This is a genomic window from Sphingobium sp. SA916, from assembly GCF_002894065.1.
Classification (GTDB): domain Bacteria; phylum Pseudomonadota; class Alphaproteobacteria; order Sphingomonadales; family Sphingomonadaceae; genus Sphingobium; species Sphingobium fuliginis.
Window position 1 is genome coordinate 132790 of the sequence record NZ_LXYF01000002.1, and the last position, 25223, is coordinate 158012.

The window sequence follows — 25223 nt, forward strand, 5'->3', positions numbered from 1 at the left end:
CCCGCCCTTGTTCAGGCGGGCCAACTCGGCGTTCGGCCCTGCATGCCTTCGAAGATGGGACGCATCGGATCGGGCACTGATCCCGCCCCGATGCCGGTGCCAAAATTGATGCCCCGTCGCTCATATATCCGCCATCCCTCGGCCGTGCGCCGCAGCCTGTCCTCATAGCCGCCCACCGCCAGAAGGTCTGTCGGGCGCAGGGGATCGGCGCCGGGGATCGCGAACCACTGCCAGGCCATGACGCGGCTGGCCGCGCGCGCTTGGTCGCCCTGCAGTTCGATCACCAGATTGGTGATATTATGCGAACAGCCCATCAGTGCGCCCTGATAGCCCATGCACTGGGCATGGATGGCTTCTCGCCCCACGGATCGCGCGCTGCCGAAGTCGATCGAGCCGTCCTGCGTGAATATTTCTTCCGCGATGCGATGATATTGCATCGAATCGACCAGATGGGCGTAGCGGTAGATGCATTCCTCGATCGCGAGGCGATCCGCCAGCACGGGGAGGTCGATCGTCATGGCAAATACCCTTCTTTACCGACCGCGAGGGTGGTCGTGATCTTTGGTTCCTTTCAACCGCAGCCGACCACCCCGCCGTCGACCGGAATCTGGGCGCCGGTGACATAGGCGCCCGCGCGCGAACACAGGAAAATGACGATGCCGGCAATATCGTCCGGCGAACCCAGACGTTTGAGCGGAATATGCGCCAGCAGGGCAGGGTCGACATGGTCCTCATCCCGCAGATGCGCCGTCATCTTGGTCGGGAAGAAGCCGGGAATGACCGCATTGACGGTGATGTTGCGTTCCGCCAGATCGCCGGCCAGATCGCGTGTCATCATATGGACCGCGGCCTTGCTCGCGGCATAGCTGTACGCGCTGAGCCGCTCGGGCTTCATGCCTGCGACCGAACCGATGTTGATCACCCGCGCCGGATCGCCCGGCGCCCCGGCAGCGCCGAGTTCCGGCAGCAGTTCCCGGATCATGGTGAAGGGCGTCTGGACATTCACGGCCATCACGCCGGGCCAGGCCTTGTCGGGGAAGCTGTCGATCGGCCCGCCCCAGGTCTTGCCCGCATTATTGACTAATATGTGGCACGCGCCGACCGCATCGCGATAACGGGCGACGAGATCGACCGCCGCCTCGGGTGTCGACAGGTCGGCGGGGAGGGGGATGCACGGTCCCAGCGCCGCCATTTCCCGGGCGGCCTCTTCGCAAATGTCGGCCTTGCGCGATGTGATCGCGACCGTCGCCCCGGCCCGCAGCAGACCTTCGGCGATCATGCGGCCCAGCCCCTGCGCGCCGCCGGTGACCAGCGCTTTCTTGCCGCTCAGGCTGAACAGATCGCTCACATCGTCACCACGACTTTGCCGAACTTATGCTGGTCGCGCAGGTGCAAAAGCGCTTCCTTCGCCTGCGCGAGCGGATAGGTCGCCTCGATCACCGGCTTGATTTCATGGCTCCCGGCAAAGGCCAGCATGTCCTTGAAGTCCTGCGGGTCGCCGACCTGACTGCCGACGATGCTGGCGCTTTTCAGGAAGATGTCGGTGGCGTTGAACTTGATCTCATTGCCGGCGGTCGAACCATAGATGACGATGCGCGCGCCCGGATTGATGGCGCGGACATAATTGGCGAAGCTGGGCGAGGGCGCGCCGTCCAGCACCACATCAATGCCGCCGGTCAGCTTGCCGACCTGCTTGCGCCAGTCGGGATCGGTGTAGAGCAGGCCGCCCTTGGCCCCCATCGCAACGGCCCGATCGATCACGTCCTGATTTTCGCCGGTGACATAGACATTGGCGCCCTTGGCGACGGCGAAGGCAAGGCCGAATGTCGCAACGCCGCCGCCCACGCCGCTGATGAGCAGGGTTTCCCCTGCCTCCAGCCGGCCCTTGAACATCAGCGCGCGCCAGGAGGTCAGCGCCGTCAAGGGCACGGCCCCGGCTTCCTCGAAGCTCATGAAGGCGGGCTTGGGCGCCAGATTGTCGACCGGCACGCAGATATATTCCGCGATCGTGCCGGCAAAGGGCATGCCGAGCAGGCCGAAATCGGCGGCCGGGGCATGGCGGTTCGGCCCCCAGTTGCGCGCGGGATACAGAACGACCTCATCGCCTTCGCTGACGCCGGTCACGCCCTCACCGATCATGTCGACGACGCCCGCGCCATCGCAGCCCAGCGTGATCGGCACGGTCATGCCGGGATATTGGCCGTGCGTGATGAACAGTTCGCGATGGTTGATCGACGCCGCCCGCAGTGCGACGCGCACCTCTCCCGGACCGGGCACCGGCGTTTCGACTTCCGCCACCGCAACGGATTCAGGGCCGTCGGTCCGTTCGAGATAAAGGGCCTTCATGGTCAACCTTTCCTAATATCCTGCCTGGCGCCGCAAGCTGCGTGGTAACAACCCTTGCGTGACGGCCCCGGCTTTTCCGTTCCGAAGCTGGACATTTTTCCGGCTGATTGGGAACCTATCTGTGGATAGGAAAAAGGGATTGCGTTTATAGATTCATCGCTCAGAATATATTTCACACAATAAAACGAATCGTGCGAAGGCGCGTGCTCAGGAGAGAACAGCATGACCGTTGTGCCGACAACCATCTTGCCGCCCCGGTCGACGCATAGCCCAATCCGGCGCGCCGCGCTGGTGGCGTTGACCGACAAAGTGGCTCAGTCGCGCATGACGGCGGTGTCCGCCCCCGCCGGAAGCGGGAAGACAACGGCCATGCTGTTCTGGGCGGATGAACTCAAGGCCCGGGGGCGTCCCGTTCTCTGGCTGGCGGCGCGGGCGGGATTAGGAAGCAAGCAGTCGTTTCTCCAGGCATTGAAGGCCGCCGGGATCGTCGCGGGCCTGCCGTGGGAAGACCTGAAAAGTAACGCATCCGATGAAAGCTGGCTGTCCATCATCGCGATGATGGGGGATGTGCGACCCGTCATCATCATTGATGACGCGCAGTTGCTGGCCAAACCGATCCTTGAATTTGTGGCGCAATTGTCGTCCAGCGCGCGGGATGCGCTCACCATCATCATTGCCGCGCGTGGGACGGTCGGACTGTCGCTGGCGCGCATGCGCGCGCTCGGATTTCTGGTCGAAGTGGGGGTCGCCGACCTGTCCTTCACTTTGACCGAGGCGACCGAGCTGGTCACCCGGTCGATCGGAACGCCGGTGGATTCGCGCGATCTACAGGACATAGTGGGGGATACGCAGGGCTGGGTTTCCGGCATCGTCATCGCATGCGACCTCTATCGCCGTGCCGGCGAAGGCGCTGGAAATCTTCGATTGACTGGCCTTCGGCCGGAATTCGCCGAATATTTTCATGATGAGGTGTTGAGCTTGCAGCCGGACGATGTCCGCCGCTTTCTGGTCGACACTTCGATACTCGACGAACTGACCCCGTCGGCCTGCGCGGCGGTAACGGAGGATGAAAATGCCCGCGCGATGCTGGATCATGTCTTCCGCGAAGGTCTGTTTCTGCATGCCATCGATCAGGAACATAGCCGCTATTCCTATCACCGGCTGTTTCGTGAAATGGTCCTCGGCAGGCTGATGGAACGCGCGCCTGGCCGTGCCGCCGTCATGCATCGACGGGCGAGCGACCATTTCGCGGAAAATGGACAGCTTATCACGGCGATCGAACATGCGCGGCTGAGCGGCGATAAGGCGTTTCTCGCCGACCAGCTGGATCGTCTGGCCGAAGGACTGACTTATTCGGGATATCTGTATCGCATCGACGAACTGGGCGCGGAACTGCCCTGGCCGATCCTGGCCGAACGTCCCAACCTGCTGCTGGCGCTGGCGTGGAGACGTATCCGACAACTGGCATTTTCTTCGGCGGACAGACTGATTTCCGCCGCGAGGCAGGCCTGTGAAGCCCGGCGCGAGGCGCAGTCCCTGCCCGCACATGAAATCGAGCAGCTTGACCTGCTGATCCGCCATCGCTTCGTGATGCTGGCGGCGGCGCGCGACGACATGGTCAGGGTCGAGGCGGACTCCGAGCCGCTGCTCGCCGAACTGGCCGACAGTCACGCCTACCTCAGCTGCACCTTGCTGGCGCAGCTCATGTCGGCGCGGCGGGAACTTTATCATTTTCAGGACATGCTCAAGCTGGAGGCGGAAACCAGCCGCGCCCTCTCGCGCCCCGGATCGGCTTTTGCGTCCATCGCGCTGAAGGCCTCGGTCGCGCCCACCATGATGGCGCAGGGCAAGACCCCCTTTGCCCAACGGTTTCTGGAAGAAGCCTTTGCGCTAGCCGTTGAGATCCACGGTCCGGGTTCCGGCCTGGCTGCGCTTCCTGCCTTGCCGTTGGCCGAGTTGCTTTACGATGCAGGCGATCTTGAACTGGCGGCGGATCTGGCGGAGCAGTATCTGCCGGTCGTACGGCAATGGGGATTTTCCGATCAGATGGCGTCCGGCTATCTGGTCAGCGCGCGTTTGTGGGCGGCACGGGGCGATTTGCCCGGAGCGCTTTCGACGCTCAACGACGCCCATCTCGTGGCGATCGAATGTGGACTTGATCGCCTGCGCTCCTTCATCGTGGCAGAGGAAGTGCGGCTGCTGATCAAGGCTGGGCAGATTGAGGAGGCCGAGCAGCATTTTCTGGCGGGCGATCCGCAGCTGGACGGCGAACCCATTCCGACCTTGCACCCGACGCGGCGCAACGAAAGCATCGCGATCGCCTGGCTCCGGATCGAGATGCAACGTCACCGGCTTGGACGGGCGCGCAAGGTCGCCCATCGCTGGCTGGAATTCGTCAAGCGCGCGGGGGCGGTGCGCTCGGCCGTGATCTTCGAATTGCTGTTGGCGGAAATCGCCGTGCTTCAGGGCAATCGGTCCGAAGCGCGAAGGGCTGTTCGCGCCGCCGTCGAAATGGCCGAACCTGCCGGATGGGTGCGGGTCTTCATCGATGAGGGCGAGGTGATCGCGTCTCTCATCATCGAAGCCTATTCGCAGGGTCCGGAACTGGAAACGCCCGCCGATCGCTTCGCCGTTCGCCTCGTGTCGCTATTGCGCAGAGGACCGCAGATCGAAGCGGATGAGGACGAGGATGATGATTTCGGTCTGACCGGGCGCCTCGCCAACCGCGAGGTTGACATTTTGACGATGGTGAGCGGAGGTTTGCGGAACCGGGAAATCGGCGACCGCCTGGGTCTGACCGAAGGCACGGTCAAATGGTATATGCAGCAAATATATGACAAGCTGGGCGTGCGGCGCCGGCCGCAGGCGGTTCTGAGGGCGCGGCAACTGGGTATTTTGCCCTGAAGCGCGCGCGGCTTCCTATCGAAGGATAGATTGCGCCGTTCGCGCAGCCTGCGAACCGCGCAATCTGCGCGAAAGGAAATATCATGGCAAAACGCAAGGTCATCATCAGCTGCGCGATTACAGGCGCAATCCACACGCCCTCCATGTCGCCCTATTTGCCCGTGACTGCGGAGGAGATTGCGGAATCGGCGGTCGGCGCGGCGGAGGCGGGCGCGGCCATCATCCATTTGCATGCGCGCAATCCTGTCGATGGGCGGCCGGACCAGAATCCCGATCTGTTCGAACCTTTCCTCAAGGTCATCAAGCAGCGCACGGACGCGGTGCTGAACCTGACCACGGGGGGGCACCCCTCCATGACGGTGCAGGAACGTATTCGTCCCGCCCAGACTTTCGCTCCTGAAGTTGCCAGCCTCAATATGGGCACGATGGGCTTTGGTCTGTTCCCGATGCTGGATCGCTACAAATCGTTCAAGCATGACTGGGAACCGGCAGCGCTCGAAGCGTCGCGCGATCTGGTGTTCAAGAACACCTATGCAGACATCGAACATTTGCTGGAAACTTTGTCGCCGCTAGGTACGCGTTTCGAATTCGAATGCTATGACACCAGTCATCTTTACAATCTGAAATATTTTCTCGACCGCGGTCTCGTAAAGGCGCCGCTGTTCATCCAGACCTGCTTCGGCATATTGGGCGGCATCGGCAGCCATCCCGACGATATCATGCACATGAAGCGGACGGCCGACCGGCTGTTCGGCGACCAATATGAATGGTCCGTGCTGGGGGCTGGCGCGCGCCAGATGAGCATTATCGCCATGGCGGCATCCATGGGCGGCAATGTTCGCATCGGTCTGGAGGATTCGCTGTGGGGCGGTCCGGGCCGGCTCGCTGAAACCAACGCGGAGCAGGTGAAGACCGCACGGCAGATCGTCGAAGGCATGGGTCTTGAAATCGCCACGCCTGATGAGGCGCGCGCCATGCTCGACCTCAAGGGCGCGGACCGGACGAATATCTGATGGCGGAAAAAAGCGGGCCGCTGGCCGGTATTCGCCTGCTGGAGATCGACGCGATCGGCCCAGTGCCGCTCGCGGCGATGCTGTTGGCCGATATGGGCGCCGAGATCGTCCGCATAGCCCGGCCGCCATCGGCGGGGGTGGGGGATTGGGACGATGTGGGGGGCGATATCCTGCATCGCAGCCGGGCGGTGGCCTATCTCGATCTCAAGCGGGACGCGGATCGCGAACAGCTGCTGGCATTGATCGAGCGGGCGGACGGGTTGATCGAGGGATACAGGCCCGGCGTCATGGAACGCCTTGGGGTCGGTCCCGATGTCTGCCTGGCGCGCAATCCGCGGTTCGTGTTCGGACGGATGACGGGTTGGGGGCAATCCGGGCCGCTCGCGCTGCGGGCGGGCCATGACATCAATTATCTGTCGATCACCGGCGCTCTCCACGCCATGGGTGAGCGGCAGGGGACGCCGCCGGTGCCGCTCAATCTGGTGGGCGATTATGGCGGCGGTGCGATGTTCCTGATCTTCGGCCTGTTGAGCGCGCTGCTTGCGGCGCAACGGACGGGGCAGGGGCAGGTCGTCGATGCCTGCATCACCGACGGCGTCGCGTCGTTGATGAGCCTTTTCTATGCGTGGCAGCCCAAGGGTTTGTGGGAAGATGCGCCCGGCTCCAATCTGCTGGACGGCGCGGCACCCTTTTATCGCTGTTATGAATGTGCCGATGGGCGGCATGTCGCGGTGGGATGTCTGGAACCGAAATTCTTTGCCCAGATGGTGGAAGGACTGGGTCTTTCCGATCGGCACTATGACCAGAATGATCGGGAAGGCTGGCCCGCGATGCAGGCGGACTTTGCCACGGTGTTCCTGACGAAAAGCCGCGACGAATGGGCTGCCCTGTTTGCGGCCGGCGATGCCTGCGTCACGCCCGTCCTGTCGATGGAGGAAGCGCCCCGGCATGCGCATAATGCGGCGCGTGGGACTTTTGTCCGGCGCAACGGCATGGCCCAGCCAGCGCCCGCGCCGAGATTGTCCCTCAATGCGGGCGGCATCTGCGAGCCTTCGGCCGTGCCGGTCGCCGACCTGATCGCAGCCTGGTCCTGATCTGCCATCGCAGCCATGCATAGCGCATCGGTGCGGCGCAAATACAACATCTGAGCCGTTTGTTCTGGATTGGCGCAAATCCTATCCGGCGATAGGTGGTTAATGAGGCTGAACGCTGAATCTGCCGCAGGTCATCACGCTTGCGCCGCGCGCAGGTGGCAGCGATAACTGGTTCAAGGAGAGGATTTTTATGCGATTGGCTGCTCTGAAATTGGCATTGGTTGCGAGCGCCGCGGCTGTTGTTTTCCCCTCATGGGCTCAGCCCGTAACCTCGGCCGAACCGCAGGCGGAAAGCGCGAATGCGGGTGACATAGTTGTCACAGCCCGTCGCCGGGAAGAGCGGCTGCAAGATGTGTCCGTCTCCATTTCCGCCTTCTCTTCGGAGGCGCTGGAACGCAGCACCGTTCAGACGGTCAGCGACGTGAAGACGATCGCGCCGGGTTTCACCTTCTCATCCGAAGGGGGCAAAGATAACGTCGCCCTGACCCTGCGGGGCATTGGCCAGTTGCCGCTGGGCGAAGTGACGCCGGGCGTCGTCATCTATCTCAACGACACCCCCTTGCCGTCCGTCGGGTCGAACGTGCCGACCTATGATATCGGCAGCATTCAGGTGCTCAAGGGGCCGCAGGGGACGCTGTTCGGCCGTAACACGTTGGGCGGGGCGGTCGTGATCGGCAGTCAGAAGCCGAGTTACGCGTTCGAAGGCTATGTGGAGGGCACTTACGGCCGCTTCGATTATCGCGAGCTGGAAGGCGCGGTGAATATCCCGATCATCGAGGATAAGATCGCCTTCCGCGCGGCGGGCCAGATCCGCCGGCAGGACCCGCGCACGATCGCCTTCGACGGTGGCCCGGGCTTCGACAATATCCATCAGGACGCCTTCCGCCTGTCGCTGCTGGTCGAGCCGGTCGAGGGCCTCAAGAGCACGACCATCTATGAATATTTCAAGGGCGATGAACTGGCCGGCGGCCTTTATCTGCTGCGTGAGAATTACCCCTTCGCCGCGCTGGGGCTGGGGGTAGTCGAGCCGCAGGTGCAGGCGGCGCTGCAGGCGCAGAAGGCCAATCGTCGCGGATCGTTCGATGGCGGCATCAACGGCGGTGCGGCCTATCGCAAGACCACGTCTATCACCAATGATACGTCTTTCAGCTTTGGCGATCTGACGCTGCGCAACATTTTCGGCTATCGCAAGAATTACAGTTATCAGCTGATCAACACCGGCGGCCTGCCGCTGCTGCAGATACCCACGGGTCTACCGTCTCCCGCGCCTTCGGCCGTGCCGTTCACCCTGTTCACAGCGTCATCCGTGCTGGATCGGCAGTATCTGACGAATGAAACCCAGTTGCTGGGCGACTTTGGTTCGTTCAATTTCATCGTTGGCGCATTTTACAATAATGACAAGCCGGACGGTCTCAGCGGGTCGCAGTTCACGGCATTTTCCGTTGGTGGCGTCCCTGCTCCGGCGGTGACGGCGCATGTTCGCAACAAGAACTGGGCGGTCTATGGCCAGATCGGTTATGAATTTACCGACAAGCTGAAGCTCAATCTGGGCGCGCGTTACAGCTGGGACAAGGTATCGGCCTGCGGTGGCACCATCGGCACGAATTATGTCGATGAAGCCACTTGCCTCAACACCGCCGCCCTAGGTCTGGCCGACGGCGTCGGCACGGTATCCAACAAGGGGCAGGAGCCGAGCTGGACCATCGGGCTCGATTACAAGGCGACGCCGGACTGGCTGCTCTATATCGTGTCGCGGCGCGGCTATCGGGGCGCCAATGTGAACACGCCGCTGTTCGAAACGCCCTTTACCACGGGCGGCACAAACCCGGCCTGCGTCGCGACCGGAGGCGTGTGCGCGGATCTTCGTCCTTTCCAGAAAACGGGAGAGGAAAAGATCACCGACGTCGAGATCGGTTCCAAATATGATTATCATGTCGGATCGGCACGCGGGCGGCTCAATATCGCCGCCTATTACAGCAAATATAAAAATGCCCTTCAGTTCCTGAACACGCAGACGACCGTTCCGAATGGCACCCCGGATTCGCCGACCAACGGGTCATTGGCCGCCAATGTCGCGGATCTGCGGATTTGGGGCGTGGAACTGGAAGCATCGATCAGCCCCGTGCGGAGCCTCACCGTCGGTTTCAACGCCGCCTATACCAATGTGAAGGTGGAAAGCCTGACCGTTCCAGCGGGGCTGCCTTCGACGATCGTGCTGGGCGAGGGCCAGATCAACAAATATTCGCCCAGCTTTTCCGGCACGGCCAGCGTCAGTTGGACCCTGCCGATCCGTCCGGCTGACGGCGATGTCGTGCTCAACGCCGACCTGTTCATGACCGACGATTTCGGCGGTCAGAACGGCGAAAAGCTGCCGGGTTACCAGTTGGCCAATGCACGGCTGGACTGGCGCGGGATCGGGGGCACGGGCCTTGATCTGGGCGTCTATGTGAAGAACCTCTTCAACGAGAAATATTTCTCGGCCTCCAGCGTTCTTCTGCCGTCCTTTCCCACCAGTTCGGTCTATGCGGGCGATCCGCGGACCTGGGGCGTCACGGCCAAATATACGTTCTGAAACGCCTATGAGGGGGGAGGGTGAGCGATCCGTCCGCCTCCCCCCTCTACAAGGACAGGTTTGCGCCGAGGCGGCAGGGCGTAGGAAGTTCCCGAGAGGATGGCCATGAAGCTCGGCATATGCAGCATGTGGGGGGACAGGCTGGACAGATTTCGCGAAGAAGTCCGTCTTGCCGCCGATCTGGGTTTCGATCTGATCACCGTGGGCGATTCGCCCGCGGGTTGGCACGAACTCTATGTGTCGCTTACCCTCGCTGCACTGGACGCCCCGAAAGCGACTTTGGCGCCGCTTGTCACATCGCCCTTCATGCGGCATCCGCTGGTAACGGCTTCCGCGCTCAGCACGATCGACGATCTTTCCGGCGGGCGCGTGGCACTGGGCCTGGCGACGGGCGGCAGCACGGTTCTGGCCATCGGGCGGCCGCCCGCCACGCAAAAGGAAATCCGGGCGGAACTGGCGGCGCTTCGGGACCTGTTTGCCGGACGGCCGGCGGAGCTGAACGGGGCGGAGATCAAGCCGCTCCGTTTTGCCCGGCCGATTCCGATCTATTATTCCGCCTTCGGTCCCAAAGCGCTGGCTCTGGCGGGCGAGCAAGCCAATGGCGTCATCTTGTTCGCGGGGGAACGCCATCTCGACGCGCTGAAGGACCGGATCGATACGGTCCGGGCAGCGGCGCAGGCGGCGGGCCGCGATCCCCTGTCGATCGATATCTGGGTCGTTTCCTTCGCCTCGATCCGTCCCAGCCGCGACCAAGCCATTGACGATCTCAAGGCGTTCATCGTCGTCAACGGCATGGCCTTCCGCACGCCCGAAACCCTGGCGCGGGTCCCGACGCAGTTTCGCGGCAAGATCGATCAATTGCACGCGCGCTATGACCCGACCGAACATGTGGTCGTTGGCGGCAGGAATGTGGCCTTGATGGAAGAATTGGGACTGACCGGGTTTCTGGCGGATTTCGATACGTTGGCAGGACCCGTCGACGCGGCCACGGACATGCTGCGGCAACTTGAGGCGATGGGCGTCTCGACCTTCATCGCGGCCTTGCCCGGACATGCGGCGCCGCTGGAAACCATTCGCGGGCTTGCCCAGGCGAGGAGTGCGATGTGACACTGGATCTACTGCATCTGAGCGAAGACGAAGCGGCCGGGATTGCGGCGGTGCTGCGATCCCCGTCCCTTGCGGACATGATGGAGGCAGCGGAGGCGATGACGGTCGCGGCGCATGGCCGTCGCGTGACCTATTCGCGCAAGGTCTTCATCCCCCTCACCAAATTGTGCCGCGACGTCTGCCATTATTGCACCTTCGCCACCACGCCGACCCGCGCCGGTGATGCCTATCTCAGCAGAGATGAGGTTCTGGCCATTGCCCGCGCGGGCGCGGCGGCCGGATGCCGGGAAGCCCTTTTCACGCTCGGCGATCGGCCGGAAGCCCGCTATGCCGCCGCACGCGAGGCTCTCGCGCGATTGGGGCATGACTCGACATTGTCCTATCTTACCGAAATGGCGGAACTGGTGTTCCGCGAGACGGGCTTGCTGCCTCATCTCAATCCCGGTCTGATGGACAGCGCCGATTATGCGCTGTTGAGGCCGCATTCCGCTTCCATGGGCATCATGCTGGAAAGCAGTTCCGATCGGCTGTGCGCGCGCGGCGGCCCGCATTTCGGTTCGCCCGACAAGGAACCGGTCCAGCGATTGGCAGCCATCGAGGAAGCTGGCCGCGCGCGCGTGCCGTTCACGACCGGCCTGCTGATCGGCATAGGCGAAACCCGCGATGAGCAGGTGGAAGCGCTGGTCGCCATTCGCGATCTGCATCGCCGCTACGGCCATGTTCAGGAAGTCATCATCCAGAATTTCCGCGCAAAGCCGGGAACGCGGATGGCGGATCATGCCGAACCGTCGCTTGACGATCATCTTTGGGGCATCGCCGCCGCGCGGATCATCCTGGGGCCTGAGATGACGATCCAGGCACCGCCCAATCTCCACGATCGCGTCGATCTGGCGCCGCTGATCCGGGCCGGCGTCAATGATTGGGGCGGGGTGTCGCCCGTGACGCCGGACCATGTAAACCCGGAGGCGCCCTGGCCGCATCTGGAGATATTGGAGGACGCCACCAAAGCCGCGGGCCGCATATTGATGCAGCGGCTCGCCATCGGTCCGCGTCATGCGCTCGCCGCGCGGGATTGGGTAGCGCCAGCCATCGCCACCCAGATCCTGCGTGCCATCGACGGGCGGGGATTGCCCAAGGTCGACGACTGGTCCGCAGGGCATGGCGATCCCGCGCCCGACATCATGGCCGTGGAGCCCGTTCTCGCCTCCCGATCGATCCTCTCCATCCTTGCTGCGGCGGGAGAGGGGGAGCGGCTGAGCGAAGCGGACATCGTCACCCTGTTCGATGCCGGGCAGGATGATTTCACCGCCATCGTCAACCAGGCCGACAGATTGAGGCGGCAGGCCGTGGGCGACATGCTGACCTATGCGGTCAACCGCAACATCAACTATACCAATATCTGCCTCTATAAATGCGGCTTCTGCGCCTTTTCCAAGGGCAGCACCAAAGCCATGCGCGGTCCGGCCTACAGGCTCGACATGGAGGAGATCGGACGCCGTGCGGCCGAAGCCTGGGATCGCGGCGCGACCGAAGTCTGCCTTCAGGGCGGGATTCATCCCGATTATGACGGTCACACCTATCTTGATGTCCTGAAGGCAGTGCGTGAGGCCGCGCCCGATATTCATATCCATGCCTTTTCGCCGCTGGAGGTGACGCATGGCGCGCGCACGCTCGGCCTGCCGCTGGAGGATTATCTGGCACGGCTGAAGGAAGCGGGGCTGTCCACGCTACCCGGCACGGCGGCGGAGATACTGGATCCCGAAGTTCGCGCCATCATCTGCCCTGACAAGGTGACGGCGGATGAGTGGATCGAGGTGATGCGCGTGGCGCATGGGGTCGGTCTGCGTAGCACGGCGACGATCATGTTCGGTCATGTCGAGGAATATCGCCATTGGGCGCGCCATCTGCTCCGCATCCGCGGGTTGCAGGAGGAGACGGGCGGCTTCACCGAATTCGTGCCGCTGCCGTTCGTGCATATGGAATCACCGATCTGGCGCAAGGGGCTGGCACGGTCCGGGCCAAGCTATCGGGAGGCCGTGTTGATGCACGCGGTGGCGCGCATCGTGCTGCATCCGGTGATCCCCAATATCCAGGTGTCCTGGGTGAAGATGGGGCCGGAAGGGGCCGCGGCGATCCTGAATGCAGGCGCCAATGACATGGGTGGCACGCTGATGGATGAATCGATTACCCGGGCTGCCGGTGGCGTCAATGGGCAGGAATTCGGGCCTAAGGAAATGCAGGCTCTGGCGGCCTCGGTGGGACGGCCTGTCCGCCAGCGCACGACACTTTATCAACCGGTGCCGCCACGGCCCCTTGCCTTATCGGAGATGCTATGACCGACCTGCAATATCCGGTGAAGGACAAGGTTGCGATTGTCACCGGCGGAGGAACTGGCATCGGTCTGGCCACCGCGCTCATGCTGGCGGGCCGTGGGGCGAAGATCGCCGTGGCAGGCCCGGAGGCTGCGCCGCTCGATGAAGCCGTCGCGCGGGTCGAGGCAACTGGCGGAGAGGCGATCGCCCTCATCATGGATGTCACCAACGAGGAGACGGTGGCGAACGGCATCGCCCAGGTCGTGGATCGTTTCGGCAGGCTTGACATCCTGCACGCCAATGCGGCGCAGACCGGTATGTTGGCCGGTGATGGGCTGATCGCGGATATGGATGCCGACTTCTGGGACCGTGCCTTTGCGGTCAACCTTCGCGGGGCGATGCTCACCGCAAAACATGCCATCCCGCGCATGATCGCTGCGGGCGGCGGTTCGGTCGTCTTTACCGGATCGGGCAAGGGCCTCGCCGGGGATCTCGACTTTCCCGCTTATGGCACGACCAAGGCCGGCCTGCTCAGCCTGTCCCGCTATATCGCCACGCAATATGGCAAGCAGGGCATCCGGTCCAATGTCGTCGTTGTCGGGCTGGTGATGACGGAGGCTCTGGACCGCAACATGCCGCCGGAGGCACAGGCGCTGATGCGGGAGCATAATATGGTCGACTATCTCGGTCGGCCGGAGGATATTGCAGAGGTAGTCGCGTTTCTGGCGTCCGATCAATCCCGCTACATTACCGGCGCTTCGATTGTCGCCGACGGCGGGTTCACGTCTCATTCCGCGGTATTTGCAGACATGATGCGCTTTACCGCCAACCAATCGAAGGACATTTTATGACATTTCCTGCCATTGCCGTCGTCGGCGGCACCGGCAATCTGGGCGCTGCGATTGCCTGGCGGCTGGCGCGTGCCGGTTATCCCGTGACGATCGGATCGCGAAAAGCCGAAAGTGCGGAAAAGGCAGCCTCGGAACTGGGGCACGGTCTGCGCGGGGGCGCCAATGCGGATGTCGCGGCGGAAGCGGACATTGTCATCGTGACGGTGCCCTTTGCCGCACAGGAGGCGACGCTTCGCGACATTGCCCCCCATGTCGCGGGCAAGCTGGTCGTGGACACGACTGTCCCGCTCGTTCCGCCCAAGGTGATGCGCGTCCAGTTGCCGGATGAAGGCTCCGCCGCCCAGAAGGCGCAGGACGTGCTGGGACAGGATGTCACGCTGGTCTCCGCTTTCCACAATGTCGCCGCGCACAAGCTGGCGAAGGATGTCGATGTCGGGTGCGACGTGCTGGTATTTGGCGATGACAAGTATGCCCGGGCGCGCGTTGTGGCACTGGCTGATGCCATGGGGTTGCGGGGGCTGCATGGTGGTGCGCTCGTCAATTCCGCCGCTGCCGAAGCGCTGACGTCGATCCTGATCTTCATGAACAAGACTTATAAGGTCGACGGGGCGGGCATTCGCATCACGGGCGAACTCGTGCCGCTGAAGGCGTGACGCTGCCTTGACGGGTTCGAAGGAATCCGCCCATCGAAAGCCCTGACCCTCTCTTCGGACAGGGCACGACTGATGGTGAGGATGGGGGAAGGGCATTTTGCCGTGCCGAAAATCGTCGGGCACAGATTTCAGGGCGGCTTCCCCTTCCGGCGGGAAGGTGCCGCTCACCCCGCCCCGTCTATCCTTTCGCCCGGAGAATATGGGAGGATCATCATGAAGCTCAACATCGGCGTTCCCAACAGCATGCACGTCGCCGCGATGACGCAGCCCTGGGAATATGCTTTGACCGGAGATGACATCGGACAGGCGGTGGCGACGGCCGATCGACTTGGTTTCCACAAATGCATGCTGGGCGAACATTTCATCATCCCACAGGAACATATAGCGCTGTCGGGCGACCATTATGTTCATGGGACGGTTGCACTCGCCTTCCTCGCCGGTCGTACCAGGAATATGAAGCTCAGTTCCTCGGTGTCGATCCTGCCTCTGCAAAGCCCGATCGTTCATGCCAAGGCCTGGTCTACGCTCGACTGGCTGAGCGGCGGCCGGGCCACGGCCTTGTTCGGGGTCGGTTGGCTGAAGGAAGAGTTCGACATGCTGGGTGTGGACTTCCACCAGCGCGGGCGCATGGCCGATGAATATGTCGCCGCGATCATTGAACTGTGGACATCGGAAAAGCCCGAATTCGAGGGAGAGTTCGTCCGGTTCAGGAATGTCGGGTTCGCGCCCAAGCCGGTGCAGCAACCGCGTCTGCCGATCTGGTTCGGGGGCGATGCCGAACCGGTGCTCAGGCGCGTGGCGAAATTCGGCGACGGCTGGTCGCCCTTCCGCACCCCGCCGGAAAAATTCCCCGAATGCCTCGACTTCATCCGTTCGCAGCCTGAATATGACGGACGGCCGATCGACATGTTCTTTGCGCTCGAAATGCTCAATGTCGGCGCGCATCATGAGATCATGGATGACCCGCGCGCGCCCGGAACGCGGGACGCGCAAAAGGTCATCGATCAGGTGGGCTGGCTGAAGGAACTGGGGGTCAATCAAACCATCGTTCCGCTGCCGCCGGGCATATCCGGGCTGACCGAATATCTTGAGCGGCTCCAGTGGGTGGCCGAGGAAATCATGCCCAAAATCTGAAACCTGCCGGGGGAAAGGCGCGGGCTGGCGCGCTTTTCCTCATGGACATCGAAAGACTGATCGGGAGGACTTGATGGCCCAATATGATGTTGTGGTGGTAGGATCGGGTGCTGCGGGCATGACCGCGGCGATCAGGGCCGCGTCCGCCGGGCTGTCGGTCCTTGTGCTTGAAAAGGCCGAACATTTCGGCGGCACGACATCGGTTTCGGGCGGCGGCATCTGGATTCCCGGCAGCCCGCAGGCCAAGGCCGCCGGTGTCGAGGACAGCCGCGCCGTGGCGCGCCAATATGTGCTGGACGTGATCGGACCGACGGCCAATCCCGCGTTGATCGACGCCTATCTCGACGCAGGTCCGGAAATGGTGGAATGGCTGGACAAGAACAGCGAGGTTCATTTCCTTCTCTCGCCGCCCAGCAGCGACTGGTACCCTGAAGTCGGCGGCGCCGCCGATCATGGCCGACTGCTTTCGCCACAGGAATATGACGGCAAGAAACTGGGCGATCACTTCGCCGAGCTTCGTCCGGCACGCGAGGAGTTCAACGCGCCGGGCGGCTTCATGATCGATCTGTTCGACCTTCCTTATCTGGCCGAGATGCCGTCGCCCAGGTCGCTGTTCCATTTCGGCAAGCTGGCCGCGAAATTTGGCCTGGACAAGGTGCGCCGCTATCCGCGCGGCACGCGGCTGACCATGGGCAATGCGCTGGCGGCGCGGCTGATCCGGTCGGCGATCGATGCCGGTGTCACGCTCCGCAAGGACGCCGCTGTCGATCGGCTGCTGGTGAAGGCCGGCCGCGTGACCGGCGTGCGCGTCGGCGCCGAGGACATCGAAGCAAGGGTTGGTGTCCTGCTGGCGTCCGGCGGTTTTTCGGCCAGTGAGCAGTTGCGCAAGGCCTATATCCCCTATGCCGAGGAGCATGTCTCGATCCTGCCTTATGAAAATACCGGCGACGGGATGAATATGGGGCTGGATGCCGGGGCGTCGCTGGATGGCGACAATCTGGTCAATGCCGTCTGGGCCGTGGTTTCCAAGATGACGCGGCCGGACGGCTATGTCGCGCGCTACGCGCATCTGATTGACATGTCGAAGCCCGGCTGCATCGCGGTCGATGCCAAGGGCGAGCGTTTCGGGAATGAGGCGTCCGTCCACTTTGTCGAGGCCATGCACCGGAGCGGCACCGTGCCCGCCCACATCATCGGGGATGCCGCGTTCATCAAGAAATATGGCATGGGCATGGTGTATCCCGGCGGCGGCGGTCTCAAGAAACTGATCGCGGCGGGCTATGTCACAGAGGCGCCCAGCCTGCGCGAACTGGCGGACAAGATCGGTGTGGACGCCGACGGGCTGGTGGCGACGGTCGCGAAGATGAACCGCTATGCCGAGATCGGCAAGGATCTGGATTTCGGCAAGGGCGACACGCAGATCGATATCGAGATCGGCGATCCCAGGCATCAGCCCAATCCGTGTCTTGGTCGGGTGGAAAAGGCACCCTTCTATGCCATCCAAATCTATCCGGGTGACGGGTCCACGACGGTGGGCCTCAAGATCGACGCGCAATGCCGCGTGATCGGAACAGATGGCGCGCCGGTCGAAGGACTGTTCGCGGCTGGGCTTGATGCCAATTCCATCTGGCGCGGCAAATCGCCGGCGCATGGCTGCAATGTCGGCCCGGCCATGGTGACAGGGTTCATCGCCGGCAAAGCCATGGCCGAGTCACTGGTGCCGGCCTGATTCTTTGGGGGGGGGACGGCAGGAGCCGGGATCAAGGGTTATCCTTGGCCCCGGCTCCTGCCGTAGCAACTACTGAGATCAACCTTAAAAGCATCGTGCGGAAAAGTGGAAACCGGTTTTCCGCATAAACGATGCGACAACAGAAACTTAGAGCGCGCGACCTGCGTCGAATTTAACGCAGCGCGCTCTAGCTGTACGCCGGTTCGGCAACCATGCCGGCCCGCGCCCGAGCCGTCGCCACCAGCTTGAAAAGACCCGCATTATAGTCGGTCAGCTGGTCCATGGTCAGATCCCGATAGGGCGTCATCGGGCAGAGCGAGTCCACCACATCCCAGAACGGCTCGATCTTTTCGAGAACTTCGTCCACCGGCCCGCAGGTCACGAAGGCTTCGACCATCGCATCGGACACATTGCCGATGACCTTGGCGATGTCGCCATGCTCACCCAGGCTCAACTGGCAGGCGCGCGCCTGATCGCCAAAGCCGATCGCCTCGAAGAAGGGCTCATATTCCTTGTATCCGGAATAGGCCGCGACGGTGGCGCGGCTGTCGTCGATCGCCTTCTGCTTGTCATCATTGACCGCGATCCAAGGCCAGGCGTTGATTTCGATATCTTCGCGCCTGCGGCCATATTGGGCCAGCTTCTCGTTGATGAAAGGCAGTCGGCTCCTGGTATAGGCCGCGGACCAGAGGGCATGGACCATCAGACCGTCGCCGATTTCCAGCGCAAGCGCAGTCATTTTGTCCTGTAGCGCCGCGATCCAGATCGGAATCTCTTCCCGCACCGGGGGCGCGGTCAGCATCATTTCCTCAAAATCGGCGGAGAAATATTCCCCCTTGATCGGATCGAGCCCCTTATGCGCGTTGGCGATGACATAGCGGATCACCTTGACGCTTTCGCGCAGGTGGGACAGCAGCTTGCGTTCGGGTTCGCCATACATGCCCGTGACGCAGCTCTTGATGCTGGAGCCCAGCCCCAGCACGAAGCGGCCATTGGAAATGCGATCGATGTCCATCGCTGCATAGGCGGTTTCCACCGGACTGCGCGTTCCTGCAATAGCGACGCCGGTGCCGACCTTCAGGCTGTTCGTCAGCGCGGCGGTCGCAGCCATCGGAACGAAGGGCGGCCCGTAAATCTGCAGCGAAAAGCAGCCCTCGAAACCCGCCTGTTCCATCTGCTGGCCGATACCTGCCATGGCGGGGGCAGGCAGGGTGGGCATGACGGCCCACCAGCGGCGTTCACCGCCGACGGCATTGACGAGCTTGGACATGGCGACTCCGGAAAAGAAAAAAAGGAGCGGACGCTGCCGTCCGCCCATGGGGAGAGATCAGATCAGAACTGGAACAGTTCCTTGCGTAGGCCGATGATGTCGCTGCAATCGGCGCTGACATTGTCGCGATAGGCGAAGTCGCCCTTCGCCTGCCGGTCGGCAAGGTCCATCATCGCCATGCGATAGCGCTGCCCGGCCTGGTCGAACTTGCTGTGCAGGTCCTTGCGGTCGGTATGGCGCATATAGCGCGGGCTTTGCGGCGAGGTCATGTAGCTGTCCTGCCGCGACACCTTGTAACCCGCCTTGGGCATGACATGGCGGAACATCAGGCCCGCGTTGGAGGTGTTCATGACCATTTCCATCCGCGTGCGGTCCCGCGTTTCGGGCGTGCAGGGGTGGAACAGCGGCACATCGTCACCGGGGCTGAACCGGCCATAGGCGATGGCGCAGTGAGAGCGCAGATAGATGCGGATCACCTGCCGCACATTCTGGGTCGGCTGCTTGATGCCGCTGAAGAATTTCATCACCGGGGCGACCGACTTGTTGACGCAGGTGCGGACCATGGTGACGGTCTCGCTGTCGTAGAAGGTTTCCACGGTTTCGCTGTCCGACCGTTCGTCGCCGACGACGTCGGCATGCAGGAAGTCGGCATGGGTAAGGTCGATCAGATTTTCCAGGCTGATCGGCGCGGCGCTCTCAAAGCGGACGGTCGCGGTCATGTGCCGCGGCAGGCCACCCTTGGGAGGGAGGAAGGGCAGGCTGGGGAGATGGGCCGGGTCTGCCGCCAGCGGGTTGCCGAACCACACCCAGACCACGCCATAATGTTCCATCACCGGATACCGGCCGCGTGCGTCGGTAAATTCGCTCTTGTCGCGTGCGATCCGCTCATTGGGATGGAATTCGCTGGCGACGGCGACGCCATTGTCGCGCCACAGGAAGATGGGGTGCGAATAGATGGCGCGGCGGACGGGCTTCCCCGTCACGGAATAATCATGCGCCACCGGAAACCAGCTGTCGCGCATCACGAGATTATGCGGCACCCAGCGGTTGATGGCGTTCAGGGCGATCGGGTTGCCACCTGATGGCGCGGCGGAATTGTCGTCGTGCGAAACGGGACGATCGGCGGTTTCGAGCATCTTCAAATCCTCCTTCAGGCCGCTACGGTCTGATCATGGGTCGCGGGGGCGCTTTCCAGCATTGCCTTGCGCAGATCCTCGCCATGCAGCGAGACGGTGGGCTTGGTGGCACGCAGTTTCGATCCGTCGACCGATGCGAGCACCGACAGCGGGTTGATCCCGCGCAGCACCGCGCCGCGCACGCCCGGATGGCGAACGCCCAGTTCGGCCCGCCAGCGGACGGCTGTCACCCCCCGCGCCGAGGGGACGGGCGAAAGAACGGCGTGGAGCAGATCGTTGAATTGGTCGTCGCGCAGCGTCAACTGTGTCTCGCCGGTCAGCGGATGGGTGCGCGTCAGCAGGGTGAGCGGAAATTCGGCCACGAAATGCGACGGCCAGTGCAGCGGATGCCACTGGCAATTGCGCTCCATCACCAGCATCCCGCCTTCCTCATGCAGTTCCGACATCAGATAGGGGCTGAAGCGGACACCGCGGATCGCGATGACGAGGCTCGGATCGTCATAGAGCGCATTTAGATATTCCTGATGGCTGCAACTGACGTTGACCGTGCCGATATAGCTGTATTTGGGGTCTGCGCTGAGCGGCGCTTCCGCCTTGGGATTGAGGCAGACCCGCACGAAACCCGCCTGCTCGCTGACGCCAAAGGCATTGGCCTTGTAGATTGGCGGGAATTTCTGCTGATCCTTCATGTTCGGGATTTCCTTCAGGCGTCCCGACTCGCCGTCATAGCTCCAGCCATGATAGCCGCACTGAATCCAGCCATTGTCGCGGATGCAGCCCAGCGACAGCGGTGCGCGACGATGCGGGCAGCGATCCTCCAGCGCGCGGGCGATACCGTGATTGTCGCGCCACAGCACGACCGGCTGATCGCCGATATCGACGGACAGCGGCTTTTCGGAGGTCACTTCCTCGGACCGTGCGACAGCCCACCAAAGATCAGAATCGAGACTCATAGCGCTATCCACTCTCCTTTCGATTAAATTGACGGATGACAATTTATATGTCAACGTCTTTTCACTATGGATCTGCTGATGCTCGATCGTCCCCAGCGCACCCGCGGCCGTCCTGCCCTCAATGCCGCCCAGGCCGTGGATGAGGACAAACTGCTGGGCCTGGCCTTTGCGACCTTCGCGGAGCGCGGCTATGAGGGCACGACGCTGCGCGATCTGTCGAAGCGGCTTGGGGTCAGCCACAATCTGCTGAATGTCCGGTTCGGCCGGAAGGAGGATCTGTGGATACGTGCGGTCGACTGGCGCATGGCGCAGGCATCGCCCTTCGTCGAAGCGGCTTTTGACGAACCGGCCGATCCGGAAGTGCGGCTGCGCCATCTGATCCAGCGTTTCTGCCTGTGGGCGACGAGCAATGGCGACATCGTGTCGCTGACCAATGTGGAAGGCTGCCGTTCGACCTGGCGGCTTGACCATATCGTCGAACATTTTGTGCTGCCGTTCCAGCGGCGGCTCGATGGCCTGCTCGACGCGGTGCGGTTGCAGCGGCCGGTTCACGACCTGTCGACGGCGGCGTTGATGGCGCTGCTGGTGCAGGGGGTCGGCTATTATTTCTGTGCCGTGCCGATGCAGCAGCGGCTGGGGGCCGGGCAGGAAGTGGATGATGTGCATGCGGCCGAACATGCAGATAGGCTGGCCGCTTTTCTGCTCGCTGCCCTCCTTCCGTCGGTCGCCTGACCAAAGCGGAAGAAGGGCAGCGGCATATCTGCTTACTTGTAGGGATCGACAGGCTGGGGGACTTCCACCACGCCGATGTCCTTCAGCATGGTCAGCACGTCGGAAATGCTGAAGATGCTGATAATCTTGTCGTCCTTGAACTTGACGATCGAGAACCAGTTGACCTGAAACTCGTTGCCGGTCGGCTGCACGCCCATATAGGGGCCGCCGACATGCTTGCAATAATGGGTCGCGTAGATCCAGATTTCATCGTCGCCCTTGCCGACCGCGTCGATGGTTTTGTAGGCGGCGGGGAAGAAGGTCTTGTAGAGCGCGACCGGCGAGGTCTTCCACTGCTCATAGGTGCCCAGATCCGGCCGGTTGGGGTTGCCGTAGCGAAACTCGGGATGGAAAAATCGATCCATTCCGTCAAAGTCGCCGGCATTCAGGGTTTCCTGCAGGTCGGTCCAATGCTTGACCATCTGCTTCTGCTTGTCGGTCAGTACGGTCGAATCCGACACGTCGAGCTGTTCACGAATATCTTCTTTCCAGGCCACGATAATCCTCTCTCATTCATTCAGGGGTGGTGCGTTATGCTCAGTCTTCAGGCGCGATGGTGATCGTAAGGCCCGAAAGCGCTTCCGACATCATGACCTGACAGGACAGGCGCGAATAGTCGTTGCGATGCGGCGAGCCATCCAGCAGATCGCTTTCATCGTCCGATACGGGGGGCAGGGACTGAGCGAAGGCCGGGTCGACATAGACATGGCATGTCGCGCAGGAACAGCAGCCGCCACACAGCGCCAGCAACTCATCGAAACCGGAATCACGTATGGCTTCCATCACTGACGTATCGGCGGATGCCTTGATCGTCTGCTGGGCGCCGTCACGGGTAATGACATTCAATTCGGGCATGGCATTCCTCTGCTGGAATCGGAATCGATGCCCCCTCCTAATCAGGGCGTATTGATTTCCCTCCTGTCGAAAGGCAGGTTGTGAGATTGGCTATTTCACCTCGACCTCGACCGGGAAACGATCGAAATAGAAAGCGAAGGGGCGGCGCAATTCCTCGCCGGTCACATGAAAATCGCGTTCCAGATCATAGACGATCTTGCCCTTGGCCTGCTCGCCATGCTCGGCCAGATAGCTGTGCAGATCGGCCAGCGCCTGATCGGTCAGGGGGATGTCGGCAATGCGATAGATTTCCTTCAGGATCGGGTCGGGATTTCTGATCCAGTCGTGGAAATAGACGTCGATCGTCTGGTCGGGGGGCAGGATGTCGCGATCCCGCACGCAGGCGCGGAGCAGCTTCTCATAGCGGTCGGGCCAGTAGGCGAGCGGTTCCTGAATATCGACCGTCTTGCGGAACATGCGCGCCGCATAGCTATACATGGTGAGCTGCGACCGGATCGATCCGACCGGATCGCGATGGGTCAGGACGAAGGTGGCGTCGGGAAAGGCCTTATAGAGGGCGGGGAGTTGCTCCATATGCTGCGGGCATTTGATGACCCAGCGGTTGGGTCCGTTCAGATATGTCAGGACCTGAAGGCCCTTTTTCAGATAGGCATAGGTGCCCGACTGGTCGTGGCTCAGATAATAATCGCGCCAGCGCGGCACATGCGCGAGCCACTCGATCAGATAGGAGGAGAAGTCGACTGCCTGAAGCTCGATATCCTCGCTGATATGATCGGGCGAAAATTCGTGCATGATCGCCATATGGGGCAGGATGGATTCCATCATCCGCCAGCCCTGTTCCGCCTTGGTCCAGCGGGGATTGCTATCCTCAGGTGTCGGGGTTTCGTCAGGGGCGGGAACCGGCGCGATCGCTTCCCACCAGGGCAGGGAGCGGAACCGGCGGTCGGCCGACAGCAGACCGAGCAGATGCGTCGTGCCCGATCGGGGAAGGCCCGCGACGATGATCGGCCGGTCGATCTGGATGTCCAATATCTCCGGGTGGCGCTTCACTATGTCCTCGATCCGCAGGCGGGTCGCGGCAAAGCGGATCATCATCTGGAACAGATTGGCGCGCGTGACCGCCGAGGCGTTGGCATCCTCGTCCACGGCCTGGCACCAGACGGCCAGCCGTTCGCGAAAATCCTCCGCGCCGAAATCCGACAGCCCGGTCTGCGCCTGCGCCGCAGTCAAAATGACCTCCGGCTGGAGGACGATCTGATCCGCCGCCGCTTCGGCTCCGGCCATCACCTGCTTCTGAACATCGGTCAGCACGGGGTGATGCAGGTCGGTAATGTCAATGATGTTACGGCGCGCGGCCTCTTCCTGCGCGGGACTGCCCATGTCGCTCTCCTTTTATCGATGCGCCATCTAAAAGCACGGACCCTTTCTTCCGCAAGGTGCGCAGCCATCGCCACTGCGCCAAATGCTCCGCAAAAGCGCCATGCTGCGCAGGGATGGCATCGCGGCACGCGAAACTGTTCGGAGAGGTTGGATGAACGCTGTTTCCCAGGTCTATGATCTGCCCGTCACACCGGCCATGGAGTGCACGGTTCGGGGGCGGATAGCGCTGCCCGGTGTGGTGATGGAATTGCACCATTATCGCTTCCGCGGCCAACAGGGCGGGATATTTTCGTCACCCCGCAGCTTTCTGGATCTCGCGCTGTCCCCGCGCCCCGGTCGTCCCTGTGGCGGCTATGGCGGGATCGGAGAGGGCAGGGCCAGCGCTCTGGGCGACGTGCTGTTCGTCCCGGCCCGAAGCGAACTTCATACCGAGTGGGGCGAGGGTGAGCAGACATCGATATGCTGCGGCTTCGACGGGATGGGATTCGATCATGATGAGCCGGATCTGTCGAACGACGCCTTGCAGGCATCGCTCGACGTTCGCAGCCCCGCTGTGCGTGAGGCGCTGCGGCGCATTGCGGGTGAGATTGCGCAGCCTGGCTTTTGCAGCGAGATGCTGACACAGGCGATATGGCTTCAGGCCGCGATCGAGTTACAGCGCTATCTGCGCGTTTCGGGCGGCGATACCGAAATACGGGGGAGTGGCATGTCCCGGGCCCAGCTTCAACGCATCGGCGATCGCATCGAGCAGCCGGGCAAGCCCCCATCCGTAGCCGAGCTGGCGGCGGAATGCGGCCTTTCCACCCGTCATTTCTTCCGCCAGTTCAAGGCTGCCACGGGGCAGACGCTCACCCGCTATGTCGCCGACCGCAAGATCGACAGGGCAAAGCAATTGTTGCGCCAGGCCGGCCCGGCGATCAAGGTCATCGCCTGGGATTGCGGTTTTGACAGTGCGGCCGCCTTTTCAGCCGCCTTCCGCAAGGCGACTGGACTGACGCCCCGGCAGTTTCGCGAAGGCATGATGCATTGAAAGCAGGGCCGTTTCGCGATGGCATTGGCACGATCGCGAAACTGGCCCCCCTTGTTCATCGGCGCGGTCGCCAGCAATGTTGCGCCAAAGCGCCGCCGTTGTTCGAGCGGCCA

At 62.4% G+C, this 25223-nt stretch carries 21 protein-coding genes; 12 read left to right on the forward strand and 9 right to left on the reverse strand.

All coding sequences use genetic code 11. The features are described 5' to 3' along the window. Positions 1-11: 11 nt before the first annotated feature. From A8G00_RS02345 to A8G00_RS02355, 3 genes are read right to left on the reverse strand one after another with little or no spacing between them, the layout of a single operon-like run. On the reverse strand, positions 12-518 hold the full coding sequence (locus A8G00_RS02345) for a nuclear transport factor 2 family protein (RefSeq protein ID WP_102999850.1): 507 nt from the start codon (positions 516-518) through the stop codon (positions 12-14). Between the two features lie 53 nt (positions 519-571). Next, positions 572-1348 (reverse strand): SDR family oxidoreductase, encoded by a 777-nt coding sequence (locus A8G00_RS02350; protein WP_102999851.1) that lies wholly within the window; start codon positions 1346-1348, stop codon positions 572-574. Further along, on the reverse strand, positions 1345-2346 hold the full coding sequence (locus tag A8G00_RS02355) for a zinc-binding dehydrogenase (protein WP_102999852.1): 1002 nt from the start codon (positions 2344-2346) through the stop codon (positions 1345-1347). The genes A8G00_RS02350 and A8G00_RS02355 overlap by 4 nt, the downstream gene beginning before the upstream one ends. Positions 2347-2568: 222 nt before the next feature. Between A8G00_RS02355 and A8G00_RS02360 the strand changes: the two genes are divergently transcribed. The 10 genes from A8G00_RS02360 to A8G00_RS02405 all read left to right on the forward strand — a co-directional run bounded on the left by A8G00_RS02360 (position 2569) and on the right by A8G00_RS02405 (position 17715). Next, positions 2569-5250, forward strand: a complete 2682-nt coding sequence (locus A8G00_RS02360; protein ID WP_226869701.1) for a LuxR C-terminal-related transcriptional regulator — start codon at positions 2569-2571, stop codon at positions 5248-5250. Positions 5251-5333: 83 nt separating this feature from the next. Next, a complete protein-coding gene (locus A8G00_RS02365) occupies positions 5334-6263 on the forward strand; it encodes a 3-keto-5-aminohexanoate cleavage protein (protein ID WP_102999853.1) in 930 nt (309 codons plus the stop codon). After that, on the forward strand, positions 6263-7357 hold the full coding sequence (locus A8G00_RS02370; RefSeq protein WP_066562981.1) for a CaiB/BaiF CoA-transferase family protein: 1095 nt from the start codon (positions 6263-6265) through the stop codon (positions 7355-7357). Before A8G00_RS02365 ends, A8G00_RS02370 begins: the two co-directional genes overlap by 1 nt. 352 nt (positions 7358-7709) lie before the next feature. Next, the gene (locus A8G00_RS02375) at positions 7710-9929 is read left to right on the forward strand and encodes a TonB-dependent receptor (RefSeq protein ID WP_253257884.1); all 2220 of its coding nucleotides are present in this window, start codon (positions 7710-7712) and stop codon (positions 9927-9929) included. Positions 9930-10028: 99 nt separating this feature from the next. Further along, positions 10029-11036 (forward strand): LLM class flavin-dependent oxidoreductase, encoded by a 1008-nt coding sequence (locus tag A8G00_RS02380; protein WP_102999855.1) that lies wholly within the window; start codon positions 10029-10031, stop codon positions 11034-11036. Continuing rightward, positions 11033-13372, forward strand: a complete 2340-nt coding sequence (cofH, locus tag A8G00_RS02385) for a 5-amino-6-(D-ribitylamino)uracil--L-tyrosine 4-hydroxyphenyl transferase CofH (RefSeq protein ID WP_102999856.1) — start codon at positions 11033-11035, stop codon at positions 13370-13372. The genes A8G00_RS02380 and cofH overlap by 4 nt, the downstream gene beginning before the upstream one ends. After that, a complete protein-coding gene (locus tag A8G00_RS02390) occupies positions 13369-14199 on the forward strand; it encodes an SDR family NAD(P)-dependent oxidoreductase (RefSeq protein WP_102999857.1) in 831 nt (276 codons plus the stop codon). Before cofH ends, A8G00_RS02390 begins: the two co-directional genes overlap by 4 nt. Next, on the forward strand, positions 14196-14852 hold the full coding sequence (gene npdG, locus A8G00_RS02395) for an NADPH-dependent F420 reductase (protein WP_102999858.1): 657 nt from the start codon (positions 14196-14198) through the stop codon (positions 14850-14852). The genes A8G00_RS02390 and npdG overlap by 4 nt, the downstream gene beginning before the upstream one ends. 213 nt (positions 14853-15065) lie before the next feature. Then, a complete protein-coding gene (locus A8G00_RS02400) occupies positions 15066-15986 on the forward strand; it encodes a TIGR03619 family F420-dependent LLM class oxidoreductase (RefSeq protein WP_172451726.1) in 921 nt (306 codons plus the stop codon). A gap of 73 nt (positions 15987-16059) precedes the next feature. Continuing rightward, on the forward strand, positions 16060-17715 hold the full coding sequence (locus A8G00_RS02405; protein WP_102999859.1) for an FAD-dependent oxidoreductase: 1656 nt from the start codon (positions 16060-16062) through the stop codon (positions 17713-17715). Positions 17716-17902: 187 nt separating this feature from the next. Here A8G00_RS02405 and A8G00_RS02410 read toward each other — a convergent pair whose 3' ends face one another. The 3 genes from A8G00_RS02410 to A8G00_RS02420 form a co-directional block, all read right to left on the reverse strand. Continuing rightward, positions 17903-18985 carry an LLM class flavin-dependent oxidoreductase gene (locus A8G00_RS02410; protein WP_102999907.1) on the reverse strand — a complete coding sequence of 361 codons (1083 nt, stop codon included), beginning with the start codon at positions 18983-18985 and terminating at the stop codon, positions 17903-17905. A 62-nt stretch (positions 18986-19047) separates the two neighbouring features. Continuing rightward, positions 19048-20121, reverse strand: coding sequence for an aromatic ring-hydroxylating dioxygenase subunit alpha (locus tag A8G00_RS02415; RefSeq protein ID WP_102999860.1), 1074 nt, complete (start codon positions 20119-20121; stop codon positions 19048-19050). Between the two features lie 14 nt (positions 20122-20135). Further along, entirely contained in the window at positions 20136-21074 is a 939-nt protein-coding gene (locus A8G00_RS02420; protein ID WP_066562974.1) for a Rieske (2Fe-2S) protein, read from the reverse strand. A 78-nt stretch (positions 21075-21152) separates the two neighbouring features. Here A8G00_RS02420 and A8G00_RS02425 point away from each other — a divergent pair, with 78 nt between their 5' ends. Beyond that, positions 21153-21806 (forward strand): TetR/AcrR family transcriptional regulator, encoded by a 654-nt coding sequence (locus A8G00_RS02425; RefSeq protein WP_226869700.1) that lies wholly within the window; start codon positions 21153-21155, stop codon positions 21804-21806. A 32-nt stretch (positions 21807-21838) separates the two neighbouring features. On the opposite strand, the gene A8G00_RS02430 is transcribed toward A8G00_RS02425, so the two are convergent. The 3 genes from A8G00_RS02430 to A8G00_RS02440 all read right to left on the reverse strand — a co-directional run bounded on the left by A8G00_RS02430 (position 21839) and on the right by A8G00_RS02440 (position 24080). Continuing rightward, positions 21839-22342 (reverse strand): ester cyclase, encoded by a 504-nt coding sequence (locus A8G00_RS02430; protein WP_066562972.1) that lies wholly within the window; start codon positions 22340-22342, stop codon positions 21839-21841. Between the two features lie 40 nt (positions 22343-22382). Next, positions 22383-22700, reverse strand: a complete 318-nt coding sequence (locus A8G00_RS02435) for a 2Fe-2S iron-sulfur cluster-binding protein (RefSeq protein ID WP_066562971.1) — start codon at positions 22698-22700, stop codon at positions 22383-22385. Between the two features lie 90 nt (positions 22701-22790). Then, the gene (locus A8G00_RS02440) at positions 22791-24080 is read right to left on the reverse strand and encodes a sulfotransferase (protein ID WP_102999862.1); all 1290 of its coding nucleotides are present in this window, start codon (positions 24078-24080) and stop codon (positions 22791-22793) included. A 151-nt stretch (positions 24081-24231) separates the two neighbouring features. Here A8G00_RS02440 and A8G00_RS02445 point away from each other — a divergent pair, with 151 nt between their 5' ends. Continuing rightward, positions 24232-25110 carry a helix-turn-helix domain-containing protein gene (locus tag A8G00_RS02445; RefSeq protein WP_102999908.1) on the forward strand — a complete coding sequence of 293 codons (879 nt, stop codon included), beginning with the start codon at positions 24232-24234 and terminating at the stop codon, positions 25108-25110. The last annotated feature ends 113 nt before the right edge of the window (positions 25111-25223 follow it).

Coding starts and splice junctions, on each gene's coding strand:
- A8G00_RS02425 (WP_226869700.1), top strand. CDS start 21,153: ATGCTCGATCGTCCCCAGCGCACCCGCGGCCGTCCTGCCCTCAATGCC.
- A8G00_RS02405 (WP_102999859.1), top strand. CDS start 16,060: ATGGCCCAATATGATGTTGTGGTGGTAGGATCGGGTGCTGCGGGCATG.
- A8G00_RS02370 (WP_066562981.1), top strand. CDS start 6,263: ATGGCGGAAAAAAGCGGGCCGCTGGCCGGTATTCGCCTGCTGGAGATC.
- A8G00_RS02380 (WP_102999855.1), top strand. CDS start 10,029: ATGGCCATGAAGCTCGGCATATGCAGCATGTGGGGGGACAGGCTGGAC.
- A8G00_RS02435 (WP_066562971.1), bottom strand. CDS start 22,700: ATGCCCGAATTGAATGTCATTACCCGTGACGGCGCCCAGCAGACGATC.
- A8G00_RS02360 (WP_226869701.1), top strand. CDS start 2,569: ATGACCGTTGTGCCGACAACCATCTTGCCGCCCCGGTCGACGCATAGC.
- A8G00_RS02400 (WP_172451726.1), top strand. CDS start 15,066: ATGAAGCTCAACATCGGCGTTCCCAACAGCATGCACGTCGCCGCGATG.
- A8G00_RS02390 (WP_102999857.1), top strand. CDS start 13,369: ATGACCGACCTGCAATATCCGGTGAAGGACAAGGTTGCGATTGTCACC.
- A8G00_RS02420 (WP_066562974.1), bottom strand. CDS start 21,074: ATGAGTCTCGATTCTGATCTTTGGTGGGCTGTCGCACGGTCCGAGGAA.
- A8G00_RS02415 (WP_102999860.1), bottom strand. CDS start 20,121: ATGCTCGAAACCGCCGATCGTCCCGTTTCGCACGACGACAATTCCGCC.
- npdG (WP_102999858.1), top strand. CDS start 14,196: ATGACATTTCCTGCCATTGCCGTCGTCGGCGGCACCGGCAATCTGGGC.
- A8G00_RS02355 (WP_102999852.1), bottom strand. CDS start 2,346: ATGAAGGCCCTTTATCTCGAACGGACCGACGGCCCTGAATCCGTTGCG.
- A8G00_RS02345 (WP_102999850.1), bottom strand. CDS start 518: ATGACGATCGACCTCCCCGTGCTGGCGGATCGCCTCGCGATCGAGGAA.
- A8G00_RS02445 (WP_102999908.1), top strand. CDS start 24,232: ATGAACGCTGTTTCCCAGGTCTATGATCTGCCCGTCACACCGGCCATG.
- A8G00_RS02365 (WP_102999853.1), top strand. CDS start 5,334: ATGGCAAAACGCAAGGTCATCATCAGCTGCGCGATTACAGGCGCAATC.
- A8G00_RS02440 (WP_102999862.1), bottom strand. CDS start 24,080: ATGGGCAGTCCCGCGCAGGAAGAGGCCGCGCGCCGTAACATCATTGAC.
- A8G00_RS02410 (WP_102999907.1), bottom strand. CDS start 18,985: ATGTCCAAGCTCGTCAATGCCGTCGGCGGTGAACGCCGCTGGTGGGCC.